15 protein-coding genes and 1 tRNA gene are annotated in these 17,077 nt (G+C 62.5%); 7 read left to right on the top strand and 9 right to left on the bottom strand.

All coding sequences use genetic code 11. The features are described from left to right. Positions 1–54 precede the first annotated feature (54 nt). Genes QP908_RS01545 through QP908_RS01535 form a run of 3 tightly spaced genes read right to left on the bottom strand, consistent with a single transcriptional unit; the run spans position 55 to position 2,910 of the window. Positions 55–432, bottom strand: coding sequence for a hypothetical protein (locus QP908_RS01545; protein WP_239267902.1), 378 nt, complete (start codon positions 430–432; stop codon positions 55–57). Then, complete coding sequence (locus QP908_RS01540) at positions 432–1,301, bottom strand: PIG-L family deacetylase (RefSeq protein WP_239267904.1); 870 nt, start codon at positions 1,299–1,301, stop codon at positions 432–434. The genes QP908_RS01545 and QP908_RS01540 overlap by 1 nt, the downstream gene beginning before the upstream one ends. Continuing rightward, a complete protein-coding gene (locus QP908_RS01535; protein WP_239267906.1) occupies positions 1,291–2,910 on the bottom strand; it encodes an ABC transporter family substrate-binding protein in 1,620 nt (539 codons plus the stop codon). The genes QP908_RS01540 and QP908_RS01535 overlap by 11 nt, the downstream gene beginning before the upstream one ends. Before the next feature lie 89 nt (positions 2,911–2,999). On the opposite strand from QP908_RS01535, the gene QP908_RS01530 reads away from it, so the two are divergent. Further along, positions 3,000–3,656 (top strand): GPP34 family phosphoprotein, encoded by a 657-nt coding sequence (locus QP908_RS01530; RefSeq protein WP_239267908.1) that lies wholly within the window; start codon positions 3,000–3,002, stop codon positions 3,654–3,656. Between the two features lie 12 nt (positions 3,657–3,668). On the opposite strand, the gene typA is transcribed toward QP908_RS01530, so the two are convergent. Further along, positions 3,669–5,579, bottom strand: a complete 1,911-nt coding sequence (typA, locus tag QP908_RS01525; protein ID WP_005280085.1) for a translational GTPase TypA — start codon at positions 5,577–5,579, stop codon at positions 3,669–3,671. A 223-nt stretch (positions 5,580–5,802) separates the two neighbouring features. On the opposite strand from typA, the gene QP908_RS01520 reads away from it, so the two are divergent. The 3 genes from QP908_RS01520 to QP908_RS01510 are packed head-to-tail and all read left to right on the top strand — an operon-like array spanning position 5,803 to position 8,060. Further along, positions 5,803–6,579, top strand: a complete 777-nt coding sequence (locus tag QP908_RS01520) for an Rv1157c family protein (RefSeq protein ID WP_284624249.1) — start codon at positions 5,803–5,805, stop codon at positions 6,577–6,579. Continuing rightward, the gene (locus QP908_RS01515; protein WP_284637766.1) at positions 6,579–7,115 is read left to right on the top strand and encodes a ribonuclease FAU-1 family protein; all 537 of its coding nucleotides are present in this window, start codon (positions 6,579–6,581) and stop codon (positions 7,113–7,115) included. Before QP908_RS01520 ends, QP908_RS01515 begins: the two co-directional genes overlap by 1 nt. Before the next feature lie 3 nt (positions 7,116–7,118). Next, complete coding sequence (locus QP908_RS01510; protein ID WP_284771516.1) at positions 7,119–8,060, top strand: DUF808 domain-containing protein; 942 nt, start codon at positions 7,119–7,121, stop codon at positions 8,058–8,060. A 3-nt stretch (positions 8,061–8,063) separates the two neighbouring features. On the opposite strand, the gene zupT is transcribed toward QP908_RS01510, so the two are convergent. Then, the gene (gene zupT / locus QP908_RS01505; protein ID WP_284771515.1) at positions 8,064–8,861 is read right to left on the bottom strand and encodes a zinc transporter ZupT; all 798 of its coding nucleotides are present in this window, start codon (positions 8,859–8,861) and stop codon (positions 8,064–8,066) included. A gap of 35 nt (positions 8,862–8,896) precedes the next feature. Further along, the gene (locus QP908_RS01500) at positions 8,897–10,813 is read right to left on the bottom strand and encodes a BCCT family transporter (RefSeq protein ID WP_502868857.1); all 1,917 of its coding nucleotides are present in this window, start codon (positions 10,811–10,813) and stop codon (positions 8,897–8,899) included. A 250-nt stretch (positions 10,814–11,063) separates the two neighbouring features. Between QP908_RS01500 and QP908_RS01495 the strand changes: the two genes are divergently transcribed. Beyond that, positions 11,064–12,170 carry a hypothetical protein gene (locus tag QP908_RS01495; protein ID WP_239267919.1) on the top strand — a complete coding sequence of 369 codons (1,107 nt, stop codon included), beginning with the start codon at positions 11,064–11,066 and terminating at the stop codon, positions 12,168–12,170. A gap of 15 nt (positions 12,171–12,185) precedes the next feature. On the opposite strand, the gene selB is transcribed toward QP908_RS01495, so the two are convergent. From selB to QP908_RS01480, 3 genes are all read right to left on the bottom strand, one after another. Further along, the gene (gene selB / locus QP908_RS01490; protein ID WP_284771514.1) at positions 12,186–13,970 is read right to left on the bottom strand and encodes a selenocysteine-specific translation elongation factor; all 1,785 of its coding nucleotides are present in this window, start codon (positions 13,968–13,970) and stop codon (positions 12,186–12,188) included. Further along, a complete protein-coding gene (gene selA / locus QP908_RS01485; protein ID WP_284771513.1) occupies positions 13,971–15,299 on the bottom strand; it encodes an L-seryl-tRNA(Sec) selenium transferase in 1,329 nt (442 codons plus the stop codon). Positions 15,300–15,322: 23 nt separating this feature from the next. After that, positions 15,323–15,417, bottom strand: a tRNA-Sec gene (locus QP908_RS01480). Between the two features lie 76 nt (positions 15,418–15,493). Here QP908_RS01480 and selD point away from each other — a divergent pair. Together selD and QP908_RS01470 are read left to right on the top strand one after the other, a co-directional pair. Then, positions 15,494–16,483 carry a selenide, water dikinase SelD gene (gene selD, locus QP908_RS01475; RefSeq protein ID WP_284771512.1) on the top strand — a complete coding sequence of 330 codons (990 nt, stop codon included), beginning with the start codon at positions 15,494–15,496 and terminating at the stop codon, positions 16,481–16,483. A 1-nt stretch (position 16,484) separates the two neighbouring features. Continuing rightward, a complete protein-coding gene (locus QP908_RS01470; protein WP_284771511.1) occupies positions 16,485–17,066 on the top strand; it encodes a hypothetical protein in 582 nt (193 codons plus the stop codon). Positions 17,067–17,077: the final 11 nt, after the last annotated feature.

Here is a 17,077-nt window from a genome sequence, read left to right as displayed (position 1 = left end):
GGAGAATCCTTGAATCTTCCTGATTTCATGGGTTTGGGGATGAAATATAGTATGTCACTTCTGCTTTAGGAAAGGCCAAACGCCGCCGCCGATTCCGGCCAAAAGCAGGAGCAAGCTGAGAATATTATTGCCGACGATGACATCACCGGTAATCGGAACCAGCAGCATAAGCGCGAAAAATCCCAGGCCCCACACTATGAGCGGGATGGCCACGATATAAGTTCGATCACTCCACAGCCGCGCCGTACGGGTTAGCACCACGTTAAAGGCGGCGGCGATGACGATGGTGATGGGAAACGCGATGCTCGCGCCATCAGCCAGGGGAATCCGGGCGGTAAGGTAAATGACCTCTAGGAACAGCGATAGCAGGGCGCCGAGGGAGAGCCAGATGAGGCCGGTGACCTGCTCACCGCGGCTAAAATCAGTGCGCATTACAGCTCCCCTAGGAGGTCGGTTGCGGGCTCGCCCCGGCCGAGTTGAAAGTATTCGGCGCGCAGCAACGGCATCAGTAATCTATTGGACAGGCAGTAGGCCCCTGGCACAGCGGCTGGGTCGTGCACGGCGGCCACGGCGGCCTCGGGGTTGGTGGCGGTGGTGGTGCCATCGGCCAGCCAGATTTGCGTGGCGTGGGCGCGCATGGCGGCGCGTTTGGCGTTTAGGGCAGCATCGTCAAGCGCGAAGGCCAGATCCGCGCCGGCGGTGGTGAAGTTATCCAGGTACGCGGCATCGGGCTTGCGCCAACCCGCGGGCGCGTCGAGCGTGTCCAGGCCGGCGTAATTGGCGGCGCGGTCAAAGATCGCCCACCAGATGCGCGTGCTTGCCGATGCCGCCTTCTCCACCACCCTATGCACCGCCACGTGGTCCGGGTGGTTATAGCCACCGTCTGGCCCATAGGTCAGGATGGCGTGCGGCTGGAGAACATCTAATTCCGCGCGGAGCAGGTCTACGGCCTCATCCAGGCGATTGACCAGCGCGCGGGGGTTGTCATGAGAAGGAGAACCCACCATGCCGGAATCGTGGAAGTGGCCGAATCCGCCCAGCTGTATGCCTTCTACTCCTAGAGCGGAGAGGGCACAGGCCAATTCGCGGGCACGGAAGCCACCGAGCTGGTGGTGCTCGGCCAGGCCTTGATAGGGCGCACCGATGACCTCGCCGTCCTCGCCAAGGGTAAGGGTGATGACCGTGACCTGCGCACCGCGCGCGGCCAGGGTGGCAAGGGTGCCGCCGGTAAAAAGCGTCTCATCATCAGGGTGCGCGTGCACCGCAACAACGCGGTAGCCCGCCAAGTCCTTAGTCCTCATCTTTCCTCCAAACCGGCGCTGTGACCAGCCCTTTATCCCAATCATCAATACTTTGGCCGGGGCCTACAATACCCTCCCCTAGCGCGTGCACACGCGTTTCATCTAAGAGCGGGACGTACAACACGTCCTGGGCATTGATCTCGCGGATTCGGCCCAGCGCGGTTGAGGGGCTGATTTTTCCGGAGAGAATGTCCATGCGCGTCTCGGCGGCGTTGTCGGGGCAGAATCCGGAGAGGTCCCCGGCGAGCGGCTGGTCTTCGGCGCAATTGAAGATACTCGCCGCAGAGAGCGAAGTTAGGGTGATATCCTCCCAGGTCACCACCGCATCCACCTTGCCTTCAGGAAGCAGCTTAGAGGTAATTGTGGTAAGCCTATCGGTGGTGACCTCAGCGGGGATGCCGTGGGCCTCGAGGACATCGTAAAGCGTATTTGCCGCAGCCAAAGCCGTGGGGCTGGTCGGATCGACGGCGAAGCGGATGGGCTTCTTGCTGGCGCGCTCGCGCAGCGCCGTCAGGTTTGCTTCCCCGGAGACCGGATTATGCCCGGCCTTCAGGTTAGAGGCGCGGCCGGTGGCCAGCCGGGCAACCTGCCCGGTATCGATAAGCGAGGCCAGACCGCGCCGCGCAGCCGCATCCTCTAACGCACCCTGCTCGGTGGACATGTGCAAGCGCAGCTGGCGCGGGCGGGTGACCGTCTTATCGCTTACGTGGCCCAGCAGTCCGAGCGCTTCCTGCGAGGTTTGGTCCGGGGTAAAGTCCGCGAACCCAATTTGACCGGAACGCAGCATATTCAGCGCCTGGGTGCTATCGCGTACCTCGCGCAGCTGGACGACATCGATGTGGGCGGGGTCAGCGCCCCAAAAGCGATCATTGCGGTTGAGCGTGATGACCCCGCGGCTGCGGTCCACGCTATCGACCGCGAAGCGGCCGGCGGAGGCAGGGATGTCATTGGCCAGCACCGAATCAAAATCGGCATTTTGCAGCAGGTGCGAGGGAAGGAGCTGGTTGAATAGCTGCTTCCAATCCTTAACCCGCTCGGCAAAATCCACCGTGACCACGCGGCCGCCATCGGATGTGGTCACCGCGGAAATGGCGCGGTAGCCCGCCGGGTCCTTGACGCCTGCGGTCGTGGTCATCTTCTTCCACAAGTAGTTGAAATCCGCACCGGAAATCGGGGTGCCGTCAGACCACTGCGCGGGAGAGGCAATAACGTAGCGCACCCGTTGGGCCACGCCCTCCGGCGCGGTGACCTCCGTGGCAGATTCCAGAACGTCTGTGTCCATGCGGCCCCAGTGGAATGTCGAGGGCAAGACCAGCTCCGCGATTTGATCCACGAGCTCGGAGTTATTGGCCACCAAGTGTGGGTTAAGGCCAGCGCGCAGTGGATCGACGCCGATGGAAATGGTGGGCCGCGAATCGTCTTCCTCCGCGCGCGGCGGACCATCGTCCGTCGCGGCCGTGGTTGATTCCGTTTCTTGGACGGTAGATTCCTGGTCGTCCGAATCTTCTACCACCGGCGGTGGGCCAGGATTGGCCGAACACCCGCTGACAAACGCGAGGCCGATGGCGGCAGTGGCAGCAAGTGCACGAGCCTTGAGACTATTTTTCATCGCGGACTACTTTAGTACCTACTTCCCGCCACACGAAGATTCTGCGCGCTAAACTCGGACAAAATCACTGTTGAAGGGATTACCCCACCATGCTTATCTGCCAAGAAATGTTCCTCCTGCTGACCAAGGACAACGGTAAAAAGGAGGCAGTGACCAACAACGAGACCGCCTTGAGCGCCGGCCTTTTTAGCGATTTACTCATGCATGACGCGGTTGGCATAAGTGCAAAGAATAAGGTGCACGCCACGGATAAAAAGCCAGAGCACCCAGTGCTTGCCTGGGCGTGGGATGGCCTGCACGAGCGCCGGACCAGCTCGGTCAAGACGCTACTGCAGGCGAGGTGGTTCTCCCCGCGCGAGAAGATTGCCCAGGATTTTAGGGACCACGGCCAATTGGAGATTGAGGATGCCGCGTGGTGGCAGCTGGGTGGCGACCGCTACATCATGACGGACACGGCGCTAGAAGATGAGGTGCGCGAGAGGCTCGCTGCGGTGCTTGATGGCACCCAAAACCCAAGCGTCAAAGACATGATTATCTTGGATATTCTCCGCGAGGTTAAAGGGGCCTATCCCCTGCTCAAGGAGGACGCGCCCGAAATGAAACGCCGAGAGATGCGCAACCGCATCAAAGAATTAAAACAACAGGTGGATTACGACGATGCCGCCGCCTCTGCGGTAAAAACCATACTGCAGGAGACGACGGCGATTATCACGGCGGTTGCGGCATCAACCGCAGCCACGACTTAGACCGAGGGCAGATTACTTCTTCATCTGCTTAGCGCGGGAGGCGGCGCGCTTGCGGTCGGTGGCGGAAAGCTCCAGCTTGCGCACGCGCAGCACGTCTGGGGCGACCTCGACGCACTCGTCGTTGCCACAGAATTCCAGCGCCTCTTCCAGCGAGAGCGTGTGGGCCTTGGCCAGGGTGACCGTGGCGTCTGCGGTGGCAGAGCGCATATTGGTCAGCTTCTTTTCCTTGGTGATGTTGATGTCAATATCCTCATCGCGGTTATTGGCACCTACCACCATGCCTTCGTAGGCCTCGGCGCCTGGCTCGACGAAGAAGTTGCCGCGGTCAGCCAGCTGCATCAGTGCGTACTGGGTGATCTGGCCGGTGCGGTCAGCCACGAGGGAGCCGGTGGCGCGGGACTTGATTTCGCCGGCCCACACATCGAGGCCATCGGAAATGGAGTTGGCGATGCCGGCACCGCGGGTCTCGGTCATGAACTGGGTGCGGAAACCGATGAGTCCGCGGGCGGGAACGCGGAAGATCATGCGCACCCAGTCACCCTCGCGCACGTCCATGGACTGCATCTGGCCCTTGCGGGAGGCCAGCAGCTGGGTGATCGCACCCTGGTGCTCCGACGGGGAATCGATGGTGAGGATCTCATAAGGCTCGTAGGTCTTGCCATCGATTTGCTGGGTCACAACCTGCGGCTTACCGATGGTCAGCTCGAAGCCCTCGCGACGCATGGACTCGATGAGCACGGACAGAGCCATCTCGCCGCGGCCCTGAACCTCCCAGGTATCGGGGCGCTCGGTGGGCAGCACGCGCAGGGAGACGTTACCGATAAGCTCCTGCTCCAAGCGGGCCTTGACCATGCGGGCGGTCAGCTTGGTGCCACCGCCGCGGCCTGCCATCGGCGAGGTGTTGACGCCGATGGTCATGGAGATGGCCGGCTCATCAACGGTGATGCGCGGCAGGGCCTCGGGGTTTTCTGGATCGGCGATGGTGTCACCAATCATGACATCGGAGATACCAGAGATGGCGACGATATCGCCGGCGATGGCCTCTTCGGCCGGCTGGCGCTCGAAGCCGACGGTGCGCAGCAGCTCGGCGACCTTGACGGTCTTGGTGTGCTGGTTGCCCTCATCGTCGTAGTGGATCCAAGCCACCTGCTGGCCCTTCTTGATGCGGCCGGCGTAGATACGCAGCAGCGCGATACGGCCGAGGAAGTCGGAGGCGTCCAGGTTGGTCACGTGCGCCTGCAGCGGGGCATCGACGGTAGCGGAAGGCTCGGGCAGGACGTTGTAGATGACATCGAAAAGCGCCTGCAGGTCCTCGCTATCGGGAACGTTGCCATCGCCCGGGTTCTCGGTGGAGGCAACGCCGGCGCGGCCAGAGGCGTACAGGACCGGGAGATCGAGCAGCTCTTCAGCGGCGGCTGCGGCTTCCTCATCCTCGAGGCCGGCGGCGATTTCCAGCAGCAGGTCCTGAGACTCGGTAACAACCTCGTCGATGCGGGCATCGGGGCGGTCGGTCTTGTTCACGCAGACGATAACCGGCAGCTTGGCCTCGAGCGCCTTGGTCAGGACGAAGCGGGTCTGTGGGAGGGGGCCCTCAGAGGCATCGACAAGCAGCACAACGCCGTCCACCATGGAAATGCCGCGCTCGACCTCGCCGCCGAAGTCGGCGTGGCCCGGGGTGTCGATGACGTTGATGATGAGGTCTGCGCCGTCCTTGCCCAGACCCTGGCGGCGGATGGCCGTGTTCTTGGCCAAAATGGTAATGCCGCGCTCGCGCTCCTGATCGTTGGAGTCCATGACGCGGTCCGTGTGCTCACCGTGTTCGCCAAAGGCACCGGACTGCTCCAGCATGCCGTTGACCAACGTGGTCTTGCCATGGTCAACGTGCGCGACAATGGCAACATTACGGAACTCGGTATTACTCACTAGTTGGGTTCTCCTTCGGAGGATCTACAAGCGCTGGTGCGCGAGAAATGTTCTTGAACGACGTCCTACGATACCCCCTAACAGGGCATAGTGCAGCATCGGGGAGCCAAGACGCGACCTATGCCACCCCGTAACGTCTCGCGCGCTCGAAACGACCTAGTACTTGACACTTCCCAGCGGATCACTATCGTTACTAGAGTTATTATTGTTACTGATGTGATTAATGGGGCCGTACTGCTTTCCCTCCGCGAGACAACAAGGACCTGATACCGTGAGCCACGCCCGAACCTCTTGGCGCCTAAGCGGGCGCACCGGCTATATCGCCGCTGCCACCGCCGCACTAATTGGCCTTGCCTCTCCCCTGGTTGCGCCCGCGCAGGCCTTCGCCCCGGACCTCTCCTCGCTGGCACAGCAGCACTTGCCCGCCAGCCCCTTAGATGAGCTCGGCCGCCCCACCCCGGAGACCCAGGACCGCGTGCGCGCCTTTGCCGCGCAGCCATGGATCCCTGAAGAGGCCCGCAATGCCATCCTGTCAGGCCTGGCCTTCTTTGCCGGCAACGGCGACGGCGATGGCGGCGTCGCCTTACCACAGGGCGATAACCCGCACTTCCGGCAGTTCTACTGGCCCACCGTCTCCGCGCACTGCATCGGCGGCACCAACGCCGCCACCGGCTCTGCCATCGCGGTCCCCGGCCCCACGGAGATTCCCGCCCCCGGTGCCGGCGAGGGCGAGACCGCCTTCCTCTTTACCGCCCTGGGCACCCCACCGGCAGCACCGGATCAAGGCGGCATGCACGTGCAGTGGTTCAATATCAATACCCTGCAAAGCGGTATTACCCCGCTGCACAATAACGGCATTAACCAGGATGGGCCCACGACGCTCTCCGGCACCGCGCACACGGGCAAGGGCCTGGTCATCGCGCTGCTTTCCGGTTCCGTTAATACCACCGAGGCGCGCTGCGATTTCGCCCCCACCGCCGCCTTCCTGGAGGTGAAGTAATGGCCGTTGATCTCCACCCAGTCAAGCGCGAGACCTTTAATACCGCGGGTTTTACCAATACCGATCCCAAGGGTTACCTCCGCCAAGTCGATACCTACACCGAAACCGAGTTCGGCCTGTACATGGCCCGCGGCGCCGATCACCCGCGCTTTGGCTACCTCGAATCCTGGCTGCTGCCAAGCCTCAACCTGCGCGCGAATATCTTCCACTTCCGCCCCGGCGTTGAGGTAGAGCAGGACTTTTATATCGACGTCGCCGAAATCCAGCGCCACGGCAACGAGTGGACCACCCGCGATCTCTACGTTGACCTGGTGACCACCACCGGCGAGCCCATCACCGTCCTCGACATCGACGAGCTCTCCGCGGCGACGTCTGCGGGCCTCATTTCCGCCGAGGACGCCGAGCTCGCCATCGATACCACCCTGAACGCGGTCGAAGGCATTACCCGCCACGGCGACGATGCTATGGCCTGGCTTGCCCACCACGGCATAAACTTGTCCTGGTCAGAAAACGTAACTTTAGCCCCCGAAGGATAAGCCATGGCCGGTGGCCTTTTCGCCCTGCTTGATGATGTCTCCTTAATCGCCCGCGCCGCCGCCTCCAGCGTCGACGATGTGGCCGCCCTAGGCGGCAAGACCTCCATGAAGGCCATCGGCGTCGTCGTCGATGATGCCGCGGTAACCCCGCAATACGTCGAGGGCATCAAACCGCAGCGTGAGCTGCCGATGATCTGGCGTATCACCAAGGGCTCGCTCATCAATAAGCTCGTCATCATCTTGCCGATTGCGATGATCCTGTCCTGGATCGCGCCGTGGGCGCTCACGCCCATCTTGATGTGCGGCGGTACCTATTTGTGTTTCGAAGGCGCGGAAAAGATCCTCTCCTTCTTCCACTCCAGCCCAAGCGATGCCACCGATACCGTCCAGCACAAGGGCCCCGAGGCCGAAGATAGCCTGGTGAAATCCGCCATCACCACCGATCTCATCCTGTCCGCTGAAATCATGGTAATTTCCTTAAATGAGGTCATCGATCAGCCCTTCTGGCTGCGCCTCGGCGCGCTCATTGCCGTCGGCATCATCTTGACCCTGGGCGTCTACGGCGCCGTGGGGCTGCTGGTCAAGATGGATGACATCGGACTTGCCTTAACCCAGCGCCGCGATGGCAACTCTCTTCTTGGCAATGCCCTGGTCAAGGGCATGCCCATCGTGCTCGATATCATCGGCATTATCGGTACCGCCGCCATGTTGTGGGTAGGCGGGCATATCGTCACCACGGGCCTGCATGAATTCGGGGTGGACCAGCCGCACGAGCTTATCGAGGCCGCCACTGAACATATCCACAACGGTGCGCTGAGCTGGCTGGCCGAAACCGGCCTGTCCATGGTGTGCGGGCTCATCCTCGGCCTTGTCATCGCCAGCATTGTCATAGCCGTCAAGGCCTCAACCGGCTCGCCGTCTGCCACCTCGGCAGCGCAACACTAAGAATTACATAAACAGCATGAGCGATACCGCCATAATGGCCATGCCGGCGATAAGGCCGTAGATGGCGTAGTGGTGCTCGCCAGTTTCTTCCGCGGTGGGAAGCAGCTCATCGAGGGAAATAAACACCATGATTCCTGCCACGGCGGCAAAGCTAATGCCCATGGTGGCAGGCCCCAATACCGGCATGAGCAGGCCAAAACCGATGAGCGCGCCGAGTGGTTCAGCCAGTCCGGAAAGCGTGGCCCACCAGAAGGCCTTCTTGCGCGAGCCGGTCGCCTCCCGCAGCGGCACCGCGACGGCGATGCCTTCCGGGATATTGTGAATGGCAATCGCCACGGCCACCGGCACCGCAATCTCCTTGGACTCCAGGCCCGATAAGAAGGTGGCAAAGCCCTCCGGGAAATTGTGTAAGCCCAGCGCTACTGCGGTAAATACGCCCGTCTTCATCAACCTGCCCCGGCGGGCGTCTTCTTCCGTCGTGCCCGGTTCGTGCGGGTTAATTTCTTCTGGCACCATCCGGTCAATAATCGCGATGACCGCAATACCGGCAAAGAAGGCCCCTACCGCGGCCCAGGTGCCGGGTTTTTCACCCCCGAGGGCATCGCTAAGCTGATCTATGCCTTCCGGCAGGATTTCCATGAAGGAAACGTAAAGCATCACACCCGCCGAAAGGCCCAGGGCCGCGGCCATAAACGCGGGCCCTGGCTGGCGCTTTCCCACCGCCAGCGCCCCGCCGATGGAGGTGGACAGGCCCGAGAGCAGGACCAATCCAAAGGCGAAGGCGAACGTGGACAAGGTCATGGTCTGTGACTGTACCTAACTAAAATTATCGAGCCTTAATGAGCGGGCGGAGTCTGTGCATCGTCATCGGTGGAGCCAGAGACGAACTCGCCATCGGCCACCGAAGGATCATCATCCACGTAGCGGCCAGCCTTGTAGTCGTAACCGATAGCATGGCCCTCCTCATCGGTGCGCGCGTACCACTCAGTGACCTCTGCGGCGGTGGAATCAAATTCGCCGCCGGTGGCGTAATCGGAGTCTCCCGCAGTGGGCTCGACCGACAGGGCAAAGTTATCGCCGTATTCGCGCACGCCGTGGATGACCGCATTGGACACGGCCTGGTGCTCGTAATAGTGGCGGATGGAGGCCGGATCGTGGCGCAGTTCCCTAATCAGGGCAATGCACATCAACACGATGATGACGGCAAAGGGAAGCGCCGTAATGGTGATGAGGTTTTGCAGGCCTTGCAGCGCGTTTTTGCCGCCGGAGATGAGAATAACCACGGCGATGCCCGCCATGCAAATCACCCAAAAGACAGTAACAGTGGCTTTCGGCTGTGGGTTGCCGCGCTGGGTGAGCTGGGAGTTGACCAGCGAGGCTGAGTCCGCAGTGGTGATGAAAAATACCACGAGCATGACAATGACCAGCGGGGCCATCCAATTGGATCCGGGGAAATGGTCCAAGACGTTAAAGAAGATGTCTTCGGCCGCCGGCATGGAATCGATTGTGCCATCGGGGGCGATATCGCCATCGCGGCGCTGCAGCCAAATGGTGGTGCCGCCCAAGATGGTAAAAGCGGCGATGATGATAGCGGAAGGAATAAACAGCACGCCAAGGACGAATTGGCGGATGGTGCGACCGCGGGAAATCTTGGCCACGAATACGCCGACGAACGGCGACCAGGATACCCACCACGCCCAGTAGAACGTGGTCCACGAGGATAGGAAGGAGACCATATCTTCGCCCTCGCCCATGTTGGCGGACAACATTTCGGGGGTGTTATCGAGGTACTCGATGATGACCGCGGGCATCATATTGGCCAGCAAGGCGGTTGGTCCGATGACGAAGAAGAAGATGGCGATGCCCAGCGCCAATGCCAGGTTGATATTGGATAGCCACCGCACGCCCTTAGCCACACCAGACACTGCGGAAAAGATGGTGCCGATGGACAGCACAATGATGATGACCAACGCCGCGGTATTGCCGGCGGTGGACCAGCCGCTGACGATTTCCACGCCGCGGCCGATCTGCAGCGCGCCAATTCCCAAAGTGGCCGCGGTGCCAAAGAGGGTGGCGATGATAGCCAGGCCATCGATAATGCGCGCCGGTGTGGAATCGGTGGAGCGGTTGCCAAAAAGCGGCATCAAGATAGAGCTCATCAGGGGTACGCGCCCGCGGCGGAAGGATACATAGGCCACGCACAGCCCGACGATGGCGTAGATGGCCCACGCATTAAGGCCCCAGTGCATGGCCGATTGGGCCAGCGCGCCAAGCACCGCTTCATCGCTGGCGGCCTCATAGGCACCTGGGCGCGGCGAGAGATAATGGGTAAGCGGTTCGTAGGGTCCGAAGAAGATAAGCCCGATGCCGATGCCCGCACCAAAGAGCATGGCGGCCCAGCTAATCGTGGAAAACTCCGGCTTTTCGCCATCCACGCCGAGTGGGATTTTCCCGTACTTGGAAAAGGCCAGAATCAGCAGCAGGAACATCAGGAAGGTGGCCAGCGCCGTAAAGATCCAGCCTAGGTTGCGCATAACCCAGTCCAGGGCCGTAGAGGAGGTATTAAAGACCTGTTCGGGGGCGAGCACTCCCCACACCACGAAGGCGATAACGAGCCCACCGACGACGCTCAGGATGGTCTTATCCACACCGTATTTAACCTTTTGGTCCTCGATGGATACGCCAGGGACCAAGGCGGGGTGGATATTGTGCGGGTAGATGATGTCGTGCAGGATGCGCTTGGCACCGCGCACGCGCTTTTGGCTTTCTTCCGTATTATTAACGTTTTCCAGCCCATTGGTGGTTCCGTTATCGGGCCGGGGCGATGAATTAGATGACAAAGCCCTACTCCTATTTCGTTATGCACTTTTCAACTTGAGGGAATCATTAATACGTTAACGAACATTGGCTAAAACCACCGACTAAGCGCTGTTTTACCCCCACATGCGTAAAATGAGATCCGTACGTTACGCCCCGCTTTAAAGCTTTGGAGTTACTTTTCCTATGGTGCCCTACCCGCTTGCGACCAGCTACTTCGGCGTCGAACACGTCGCCATCTTGGAACATGTCATCTCCGGCACGGTGCTGAGCATTCCTGGCGTGGGTAGTCAGCCTGCTCTTATCGATGTCTCTTTAGAGCCCGATACCTACTCCAACGGCTGGCGGGTGCGTTCGGAGTTTGGCTTCATCGGTTTTCTCGATGAGGTTGAGGCGGCCGAATACCCTGACCTGCACCGATTGAAGGCCTCACAGGCCACCCCGCAGACGGTGGCCACGGTCGGCATCGTTGACGGCGAACTCGAGGTCGCCGTCTCCCTCGGGCTGTGGCCGTGGCTGCTACCGGTCAATGACCAACCGGCCGAATCAGTACTTCTTGCCGGCGGCCATGGTGCAGTGATTGATACTGGGGCAGGCGATCTGACCGATGAGCAGCTATCTCACTTTGATACGCAGCAATTCTTTGTCACGCTCAAGGTCATCGATAACGCCGTCGTGGCCTCCTGTGGCGATACTGTGCTGGGACCGTGCGGGGCATTAAGCCAGCTGCCGGGCCTGCGCACCGCGTATGCGGCGGCGCAAGAGGCCGGTACTGTGTTGGCCGCCCGTGCCTATAGCGGCGGCGGGATGATCGCGATAGATATCCCGGTAGCGGATGCCACAGAAGCCGAATTATTCTCCCCTGCGGTACCGCCCCTGCGCGTGCCGTCCGGCCGCACCGTGCTGCCTAATGCCACCACTTCCCGTCCTACCACCCCAGCCCCGCCCGAGGAATGGGAGTTCGCGCTGGAGTCCGCCGACATTGCCGGCGATCTTCCCACCGGCTCCCGCCGCCCGGTCAGTCCCGATACCAATGTAGACACTGCGGTCACTGGTTCTGCCGAAGCCTCGCCCGCACCTCGTGCCCGCGACGAGGGCGAGGCTGCGGCACCGCCTGCTAGCAGCGGCTTGGCTGACTTGGTCTCGTCCATGCCGGGCTCACAGAACCTGAGCTGGCGCGCGCTTCCCGTAGCGGAGGAACCGGGCCGCTTTTCTTCCGAGTCCGCCCGCGTGCGCGCCCGGCGCGTGGCGCGCGAGCAGTCCCGCCCGCGCGGCGGAAACCACCGCAAATAGGTCGGCCGCCTCTGTTTAGCGCAGCGTGCGCTTGCCGCCCTCGCCGCGGCGGGTAATGCCGTGGGCATCGAGGTATTCCAGCAGAGGGATGGCCACCCGGCGGGTGGTCCCCAGCGCTTGCCGCGCGGCGGACAGGGTAAAGGGCTGCTCGAGTTCTTCTAGGAGCTCCCGTGCCTTGCCCGGTGCGTCCGGTAAGAGGATGATGCCGTCTTTGAGGCGTAGCAGGCGCCCGGCGCGCTCGGCGGCGGCCAGTTCTTTCTCGCTCAACCCCAGCTCTTTAAGTTCGTGCGCCTCTGGTGCCGCGAAGGGATCCTTATTTAACCTGCTCTCCAATTCGGCCACGGCGGTCTCGGCGGCGCCGAGATCCACGCTGTGGCCGGGCAGGCGGATAAGCCCTTCGGATTCCTCCGCGTGCGCGGCGGCTACCGCCAGGCGCAGGAGCGCGTTGTCCGTGAGCCCCAAGGCATCGAGTGCCGCCTTGCGGGGCATCCCGGGTGCGAGCGGGTTAGCCGCGGCGTGTTCCTGCAGCGCGGTAGTCAGCGCTTCTTTCCAGCGCGTTACCTGGCGGGCGGCAATCCACCACTGGTCGAAGTTAATGACGCCCTGCGGGGCGGCGTCGGTGTCATAACCATCGAATTCCAAGTCCACGCGCCGGGCATAGCCCACGCGCTGCAGGTAGGAGGAAGGATTGCGGAAGGAGCTTAACTCAGCCAGTGCGTTAGCCCGCTTGCGGGCGGCACCGCGGCGGTCTAACTCCGGCGGGCGCACGTCGATGACCTCCACGCCGGCGCTGACATGGCGGCCACCGGGGCTGCGGACAACCAAGCGATCCAGGAGGACTAGCGGCAGAGCGCGCGTTAGGCGCAGGCGGGCAAAATCCGCTGACAGCGGCCGCAGATGCGCTTCTATCCCGGCGGTGCCGCAGTGGACCACGAGGTTATCGGGCAGTTCATCAAGCGCGGTGCCAAAGGTGCGGTGGACGTCCACGGTATCGACGCCGCGCCACGCATCGGGGCTCAGCAGCAGGTCACCGCGGTGGATATCGGCGGCATCGACCCCGCGCAGGTTAACCGCGGCACGTGTTACGGGGCCCAAGGATTCCTGCGCGGTATTTTCGCTGTGCAGGCCGCGGATCTCCACGCGATTGGCGCCCTCTGCGGTGGAGAGCACCAGGGCATCGCCGGTGCGCAGCGTGCCAACGCTCAGCGTCCCGGTCACCACGGTTCCCGCGCCCTTGACGCTAAAAGCGCGGTCGATCCACAGGCGCACAGGGGCATCGGTGTCGGGTGCGGGCACGCGGGCGACCAAATCATCGAGCGCCGCGCCCAGTTCCGCCAGGCCCTCGCCGGTGTGGGAGGAAACGGGGATGATGGGGGCATCGGCAAGCGGCGTGGCAGAAAACTGCGTGCGCACTTGGGCGGTGACCTCCGCGCGGCGCTTTTCATCGGCGCGGTCGCTGCGGGTCAGGGCGATAATGCCGTGCTCGATACCCAGCGCGTGCAGCGCGTCGCGGTGGTCGGTGGATTGGGCCTGCCAGCCCTCGTCCGCGGCGACCACGAAGAGCACCACGGAGGCAGGCCCCACCCCGGCGAGCATATTGCCAAAGAACTTTTCGTGGCCGGGGACATCGACAAAGGCCACGTCCGCACCGGAAGGCAGCGACGTCCACACAAAGCCTAAGTCAATGGTCAGCCCGCGGCGCTTTTCCTCAGCCCACCTATCCGGATCCATGTCCGTTAAGGCGCGCACCAGGCTGGACTTGCCGTGATCGACGTGGCCGGCGGTCGCGATGACGTACACCTACATCACCGCCCGGATGGCCGCGATGAGCTCCTTGTCCTGGGCCTCGGGCACGCAGCGCACGTCAATGAGGCAGCGGCCTTGGTGCTGGCGCGCCACCACCGGTGGGGTGTGCTGTCGCAGTTTTGGCGCAAGTTCCTCCGGCAGCGCCACCGCAACGCCGGGCAGCGGGTACTCGGGGGCTCCTCCCCCGCCCACGCGGCCAGCGTGCTCAACAATCTCGCCGCCCACCGCCGCGGCGATGGCCTCGGTGCGCGCGCGGTGGCGCGCCGGGTCAAGGTGGAGGGCCTGCTGCACCGCATTGGCGGGCGTTGTGATTGCAGCCTCCAGGGCATTAAGCCGCAGCTTATCTATGCGCACCGCCCGCGCCAACGGGTGCTTTTTCACCGCCGCAATCGCGTCCTTGGTGCCCAATAAAATGCCGGCCTGCGGCCCGCCCAAAAGCTTATCGCCCGAGGCGATGACGATATCCGCCCCGGCCTTGAGCTGCGCATGAATATCGGGCTCGTCTGGCAGCACCGGATCGTGGGTGAGCAAGCCCGAGCCGAGATCCACAATGAGGTGTGTACCCTGCTTCTTCGCCAGGCGCGCCAGCTCGCCCACGCCCACCGAGGAGCTAAACCCCTCAATCCGAAAATTGGACGGGTGCACCTTCACAATCGCACCGGTCTCCTCCCCCAGCGCGCCTTCATAATCGTGGAGGTGCGTCCGGTTGGTCGCGCCCACCTCGCGCAGGCGCGTCGCGGTGGATTCAATAAGTTCCGGCAGGCGGAACCCCGCACCGATTTCAATGAGCTCGCCGCGCGAGATGATGACCTCCTTGCCCGGCGCCAGCGCGGCCGTGGCCAGCAATAAGGCCGCCGCACCGTTATTGACCACCAGCGCATCCTCCGCGCCGGGGCACGCCGCCAAAAGCGCCTGGGTGGCACCGGCACCGCGCCGGGACGAGCGCCGCCCGGTGTCTAGATCCATTTCCACGTCGGTATATCCGGCCGCTGCCTGCAGCGCGTCGATCGCGGCATCAGGCAGCGGTGCGCGTCCCAAGTTCGTATGGATGATCACGCCGGTGGCGTTGATGACCGGCTGCAAGGAATGGGTGCTGTGGTCTGCCAAGCGCCGCGCTATTTCTTCCTCCACGCCGGTAACGGGCACGTCCCCGCGGCGGGCGGCGGACAGCACGCCTTGAATCATGGCGCGGATGGCATGTTCGGCGATTATCTCCCGCGCGCTTTCTACCGCGGGGAGCCGCAAGAGCTCATCCATGCGGGGTAAATTCCGGCGGGGATCACGGGCATTATTCGCGGGGCGACCAGCGTTATGGCTCGGCACTCGTTTTCCTCCTTGCGCGCTTTTGGCGGAGACGGACAGGAATCGAACCTGCCAGACCGAGATGCTCGGCCTCACCGGTTTTGAAGACCGGGGCGCCCACCAGGACACGTACGCCTCCGCCTGGCTACTTTACAGATCCCGCGCGCGGCCCACCGCCGCCGCCCCACCACTTTCCGACGGGTAAAATGACCAGCATGACGGAGCAGATTAATTTAACCTCTTTCGCCGCCGGTGGCGGCTGCGCCTGCAAGATTCCCGCCGGGGAATTGGAATCGGCGGTAGAAGGGCTCATCGGCAAGGCCGATCCCAACGTCTTGGTCGGCCTCGACGATGGCGATGATGCCGCAGCGGTCAAGATCGACAACGGCCTCGCCGTGATTTCTACCGCAGACTTTTTCACCCCCATGGTCAATGATCCCTATACCTGGGGCCAGATCGCCGCGGCCAATGCGCTATCTGATGTCTACGCCATGGGTGGCACCCCCATTACCGCCATCAACCTCGTGGGCTGGCCCAATGAGAAGCTCGGCTTGGACGTCCTGCGCGAGGTGCTGCGCGGCGGCATGGATAAGGCCACCGAGGCGGGCATTTCCATCACCGGCGGCCACTCCATTACCGCCCCAGAGCCCTTGTACGGCATGGCGGCGACGGGCATCGTCGATCCCGATAATCTCATGCGCAACGATGCCGCTGAGGCCGGGCTGCCCATTACGCTGACCAAGCCCATCGGCGTGGGCATTTTGAATAATAAGCACAAGGCCACCGGCGAGGTATCCCAGGCCGCCATCGATTCCATGACCGCGCTCAACCGCCAGGCCGCCCAGGATGCGGTCGCCGCCGGTGCGCGCGCGGCCACCGATGTCACCGGATTCGGGCTGCTCGGCCACCTGTACAAGATGTGCCGCGCCTCCGGGGTGTCGGCCGAGCTGGACTTTTCCGCCGTGCCCACCGTAGACGGTGCCACCGACGCTCTCGCGGAAGGCTTTATCCCAGGCGGTTCGCGCCGCAACCTGGATTGGGTGCGCCCACACCTGCAGCCCTCTTCCCTCTCGGAGGAAGAGCTAGTGCTGCTTGCCGATGCCCAAACCTCCGGCGGCCTCCTCATCATCGGCGAGGTCCCTGGCTACCCGGTCATCGGTCGCACTACGCCGCTTTCTAACGATGCCTACATCACCATTTCCTAAGATGAAACACCGTATTTTTAGCCTGCCCCTTGCCACCCTCGCCCTCGGCGCGGGCCTTGTCGCCTGCGCCGACGAGACCACCAACCGCAGCTGCTCGCCCATCGAATTATCGGAACTGCGCACTTCCCTGCCAGACACCCTCATAGGCGCTAACCAGGATCCCGATTCCACCAGCGAGGAGGATGATTCCTTTTCCGTGCTCTACGGCGGCGATTCGCCGGAAAAGATTAGCGTGCTGGGCACGAAATACGAGTCCGATAATGAGGCCGTATGCCCCGATGACCCAGATGCGGCGGCGGAGCGCTACTTGGAACTGGTCAATGAGGACATCGATAAGCAAAATGCCGCCCAAGGCCGCGCGGGAAATGAGTACAAGCCATTCGATTTCACCGCCGCGGACCGGCATTTTTATTGCTCGGCCTGGGAGGTCGAGGATGCCATCTCGACCACCTGCGTGACCACGGTCCATGACGCGGCGGTGAACTACTACCTCCACCGCGATTCCGAGTCCTTAGAGGCCGAGCAATCGCGCATGCAGGAAATCGGCGAAGAACTCGCCGATTCCTTTGCCAACCTCGACTAAGCCTGGCTCGC

The sequence above is a fragment of the Corynebacterium sp. MSK204 genome (genome assembly GCF_030229885.1).
Classification (GTDB): domain Bacteria; phylum Actinomycetota; class Actinomycetes; order Mycobacteriales; family Mycobacteriaceae; genus Corynebacterium.
This window is presented reverse-complemented; position numbering and strand designations above follow the sequence as displayed.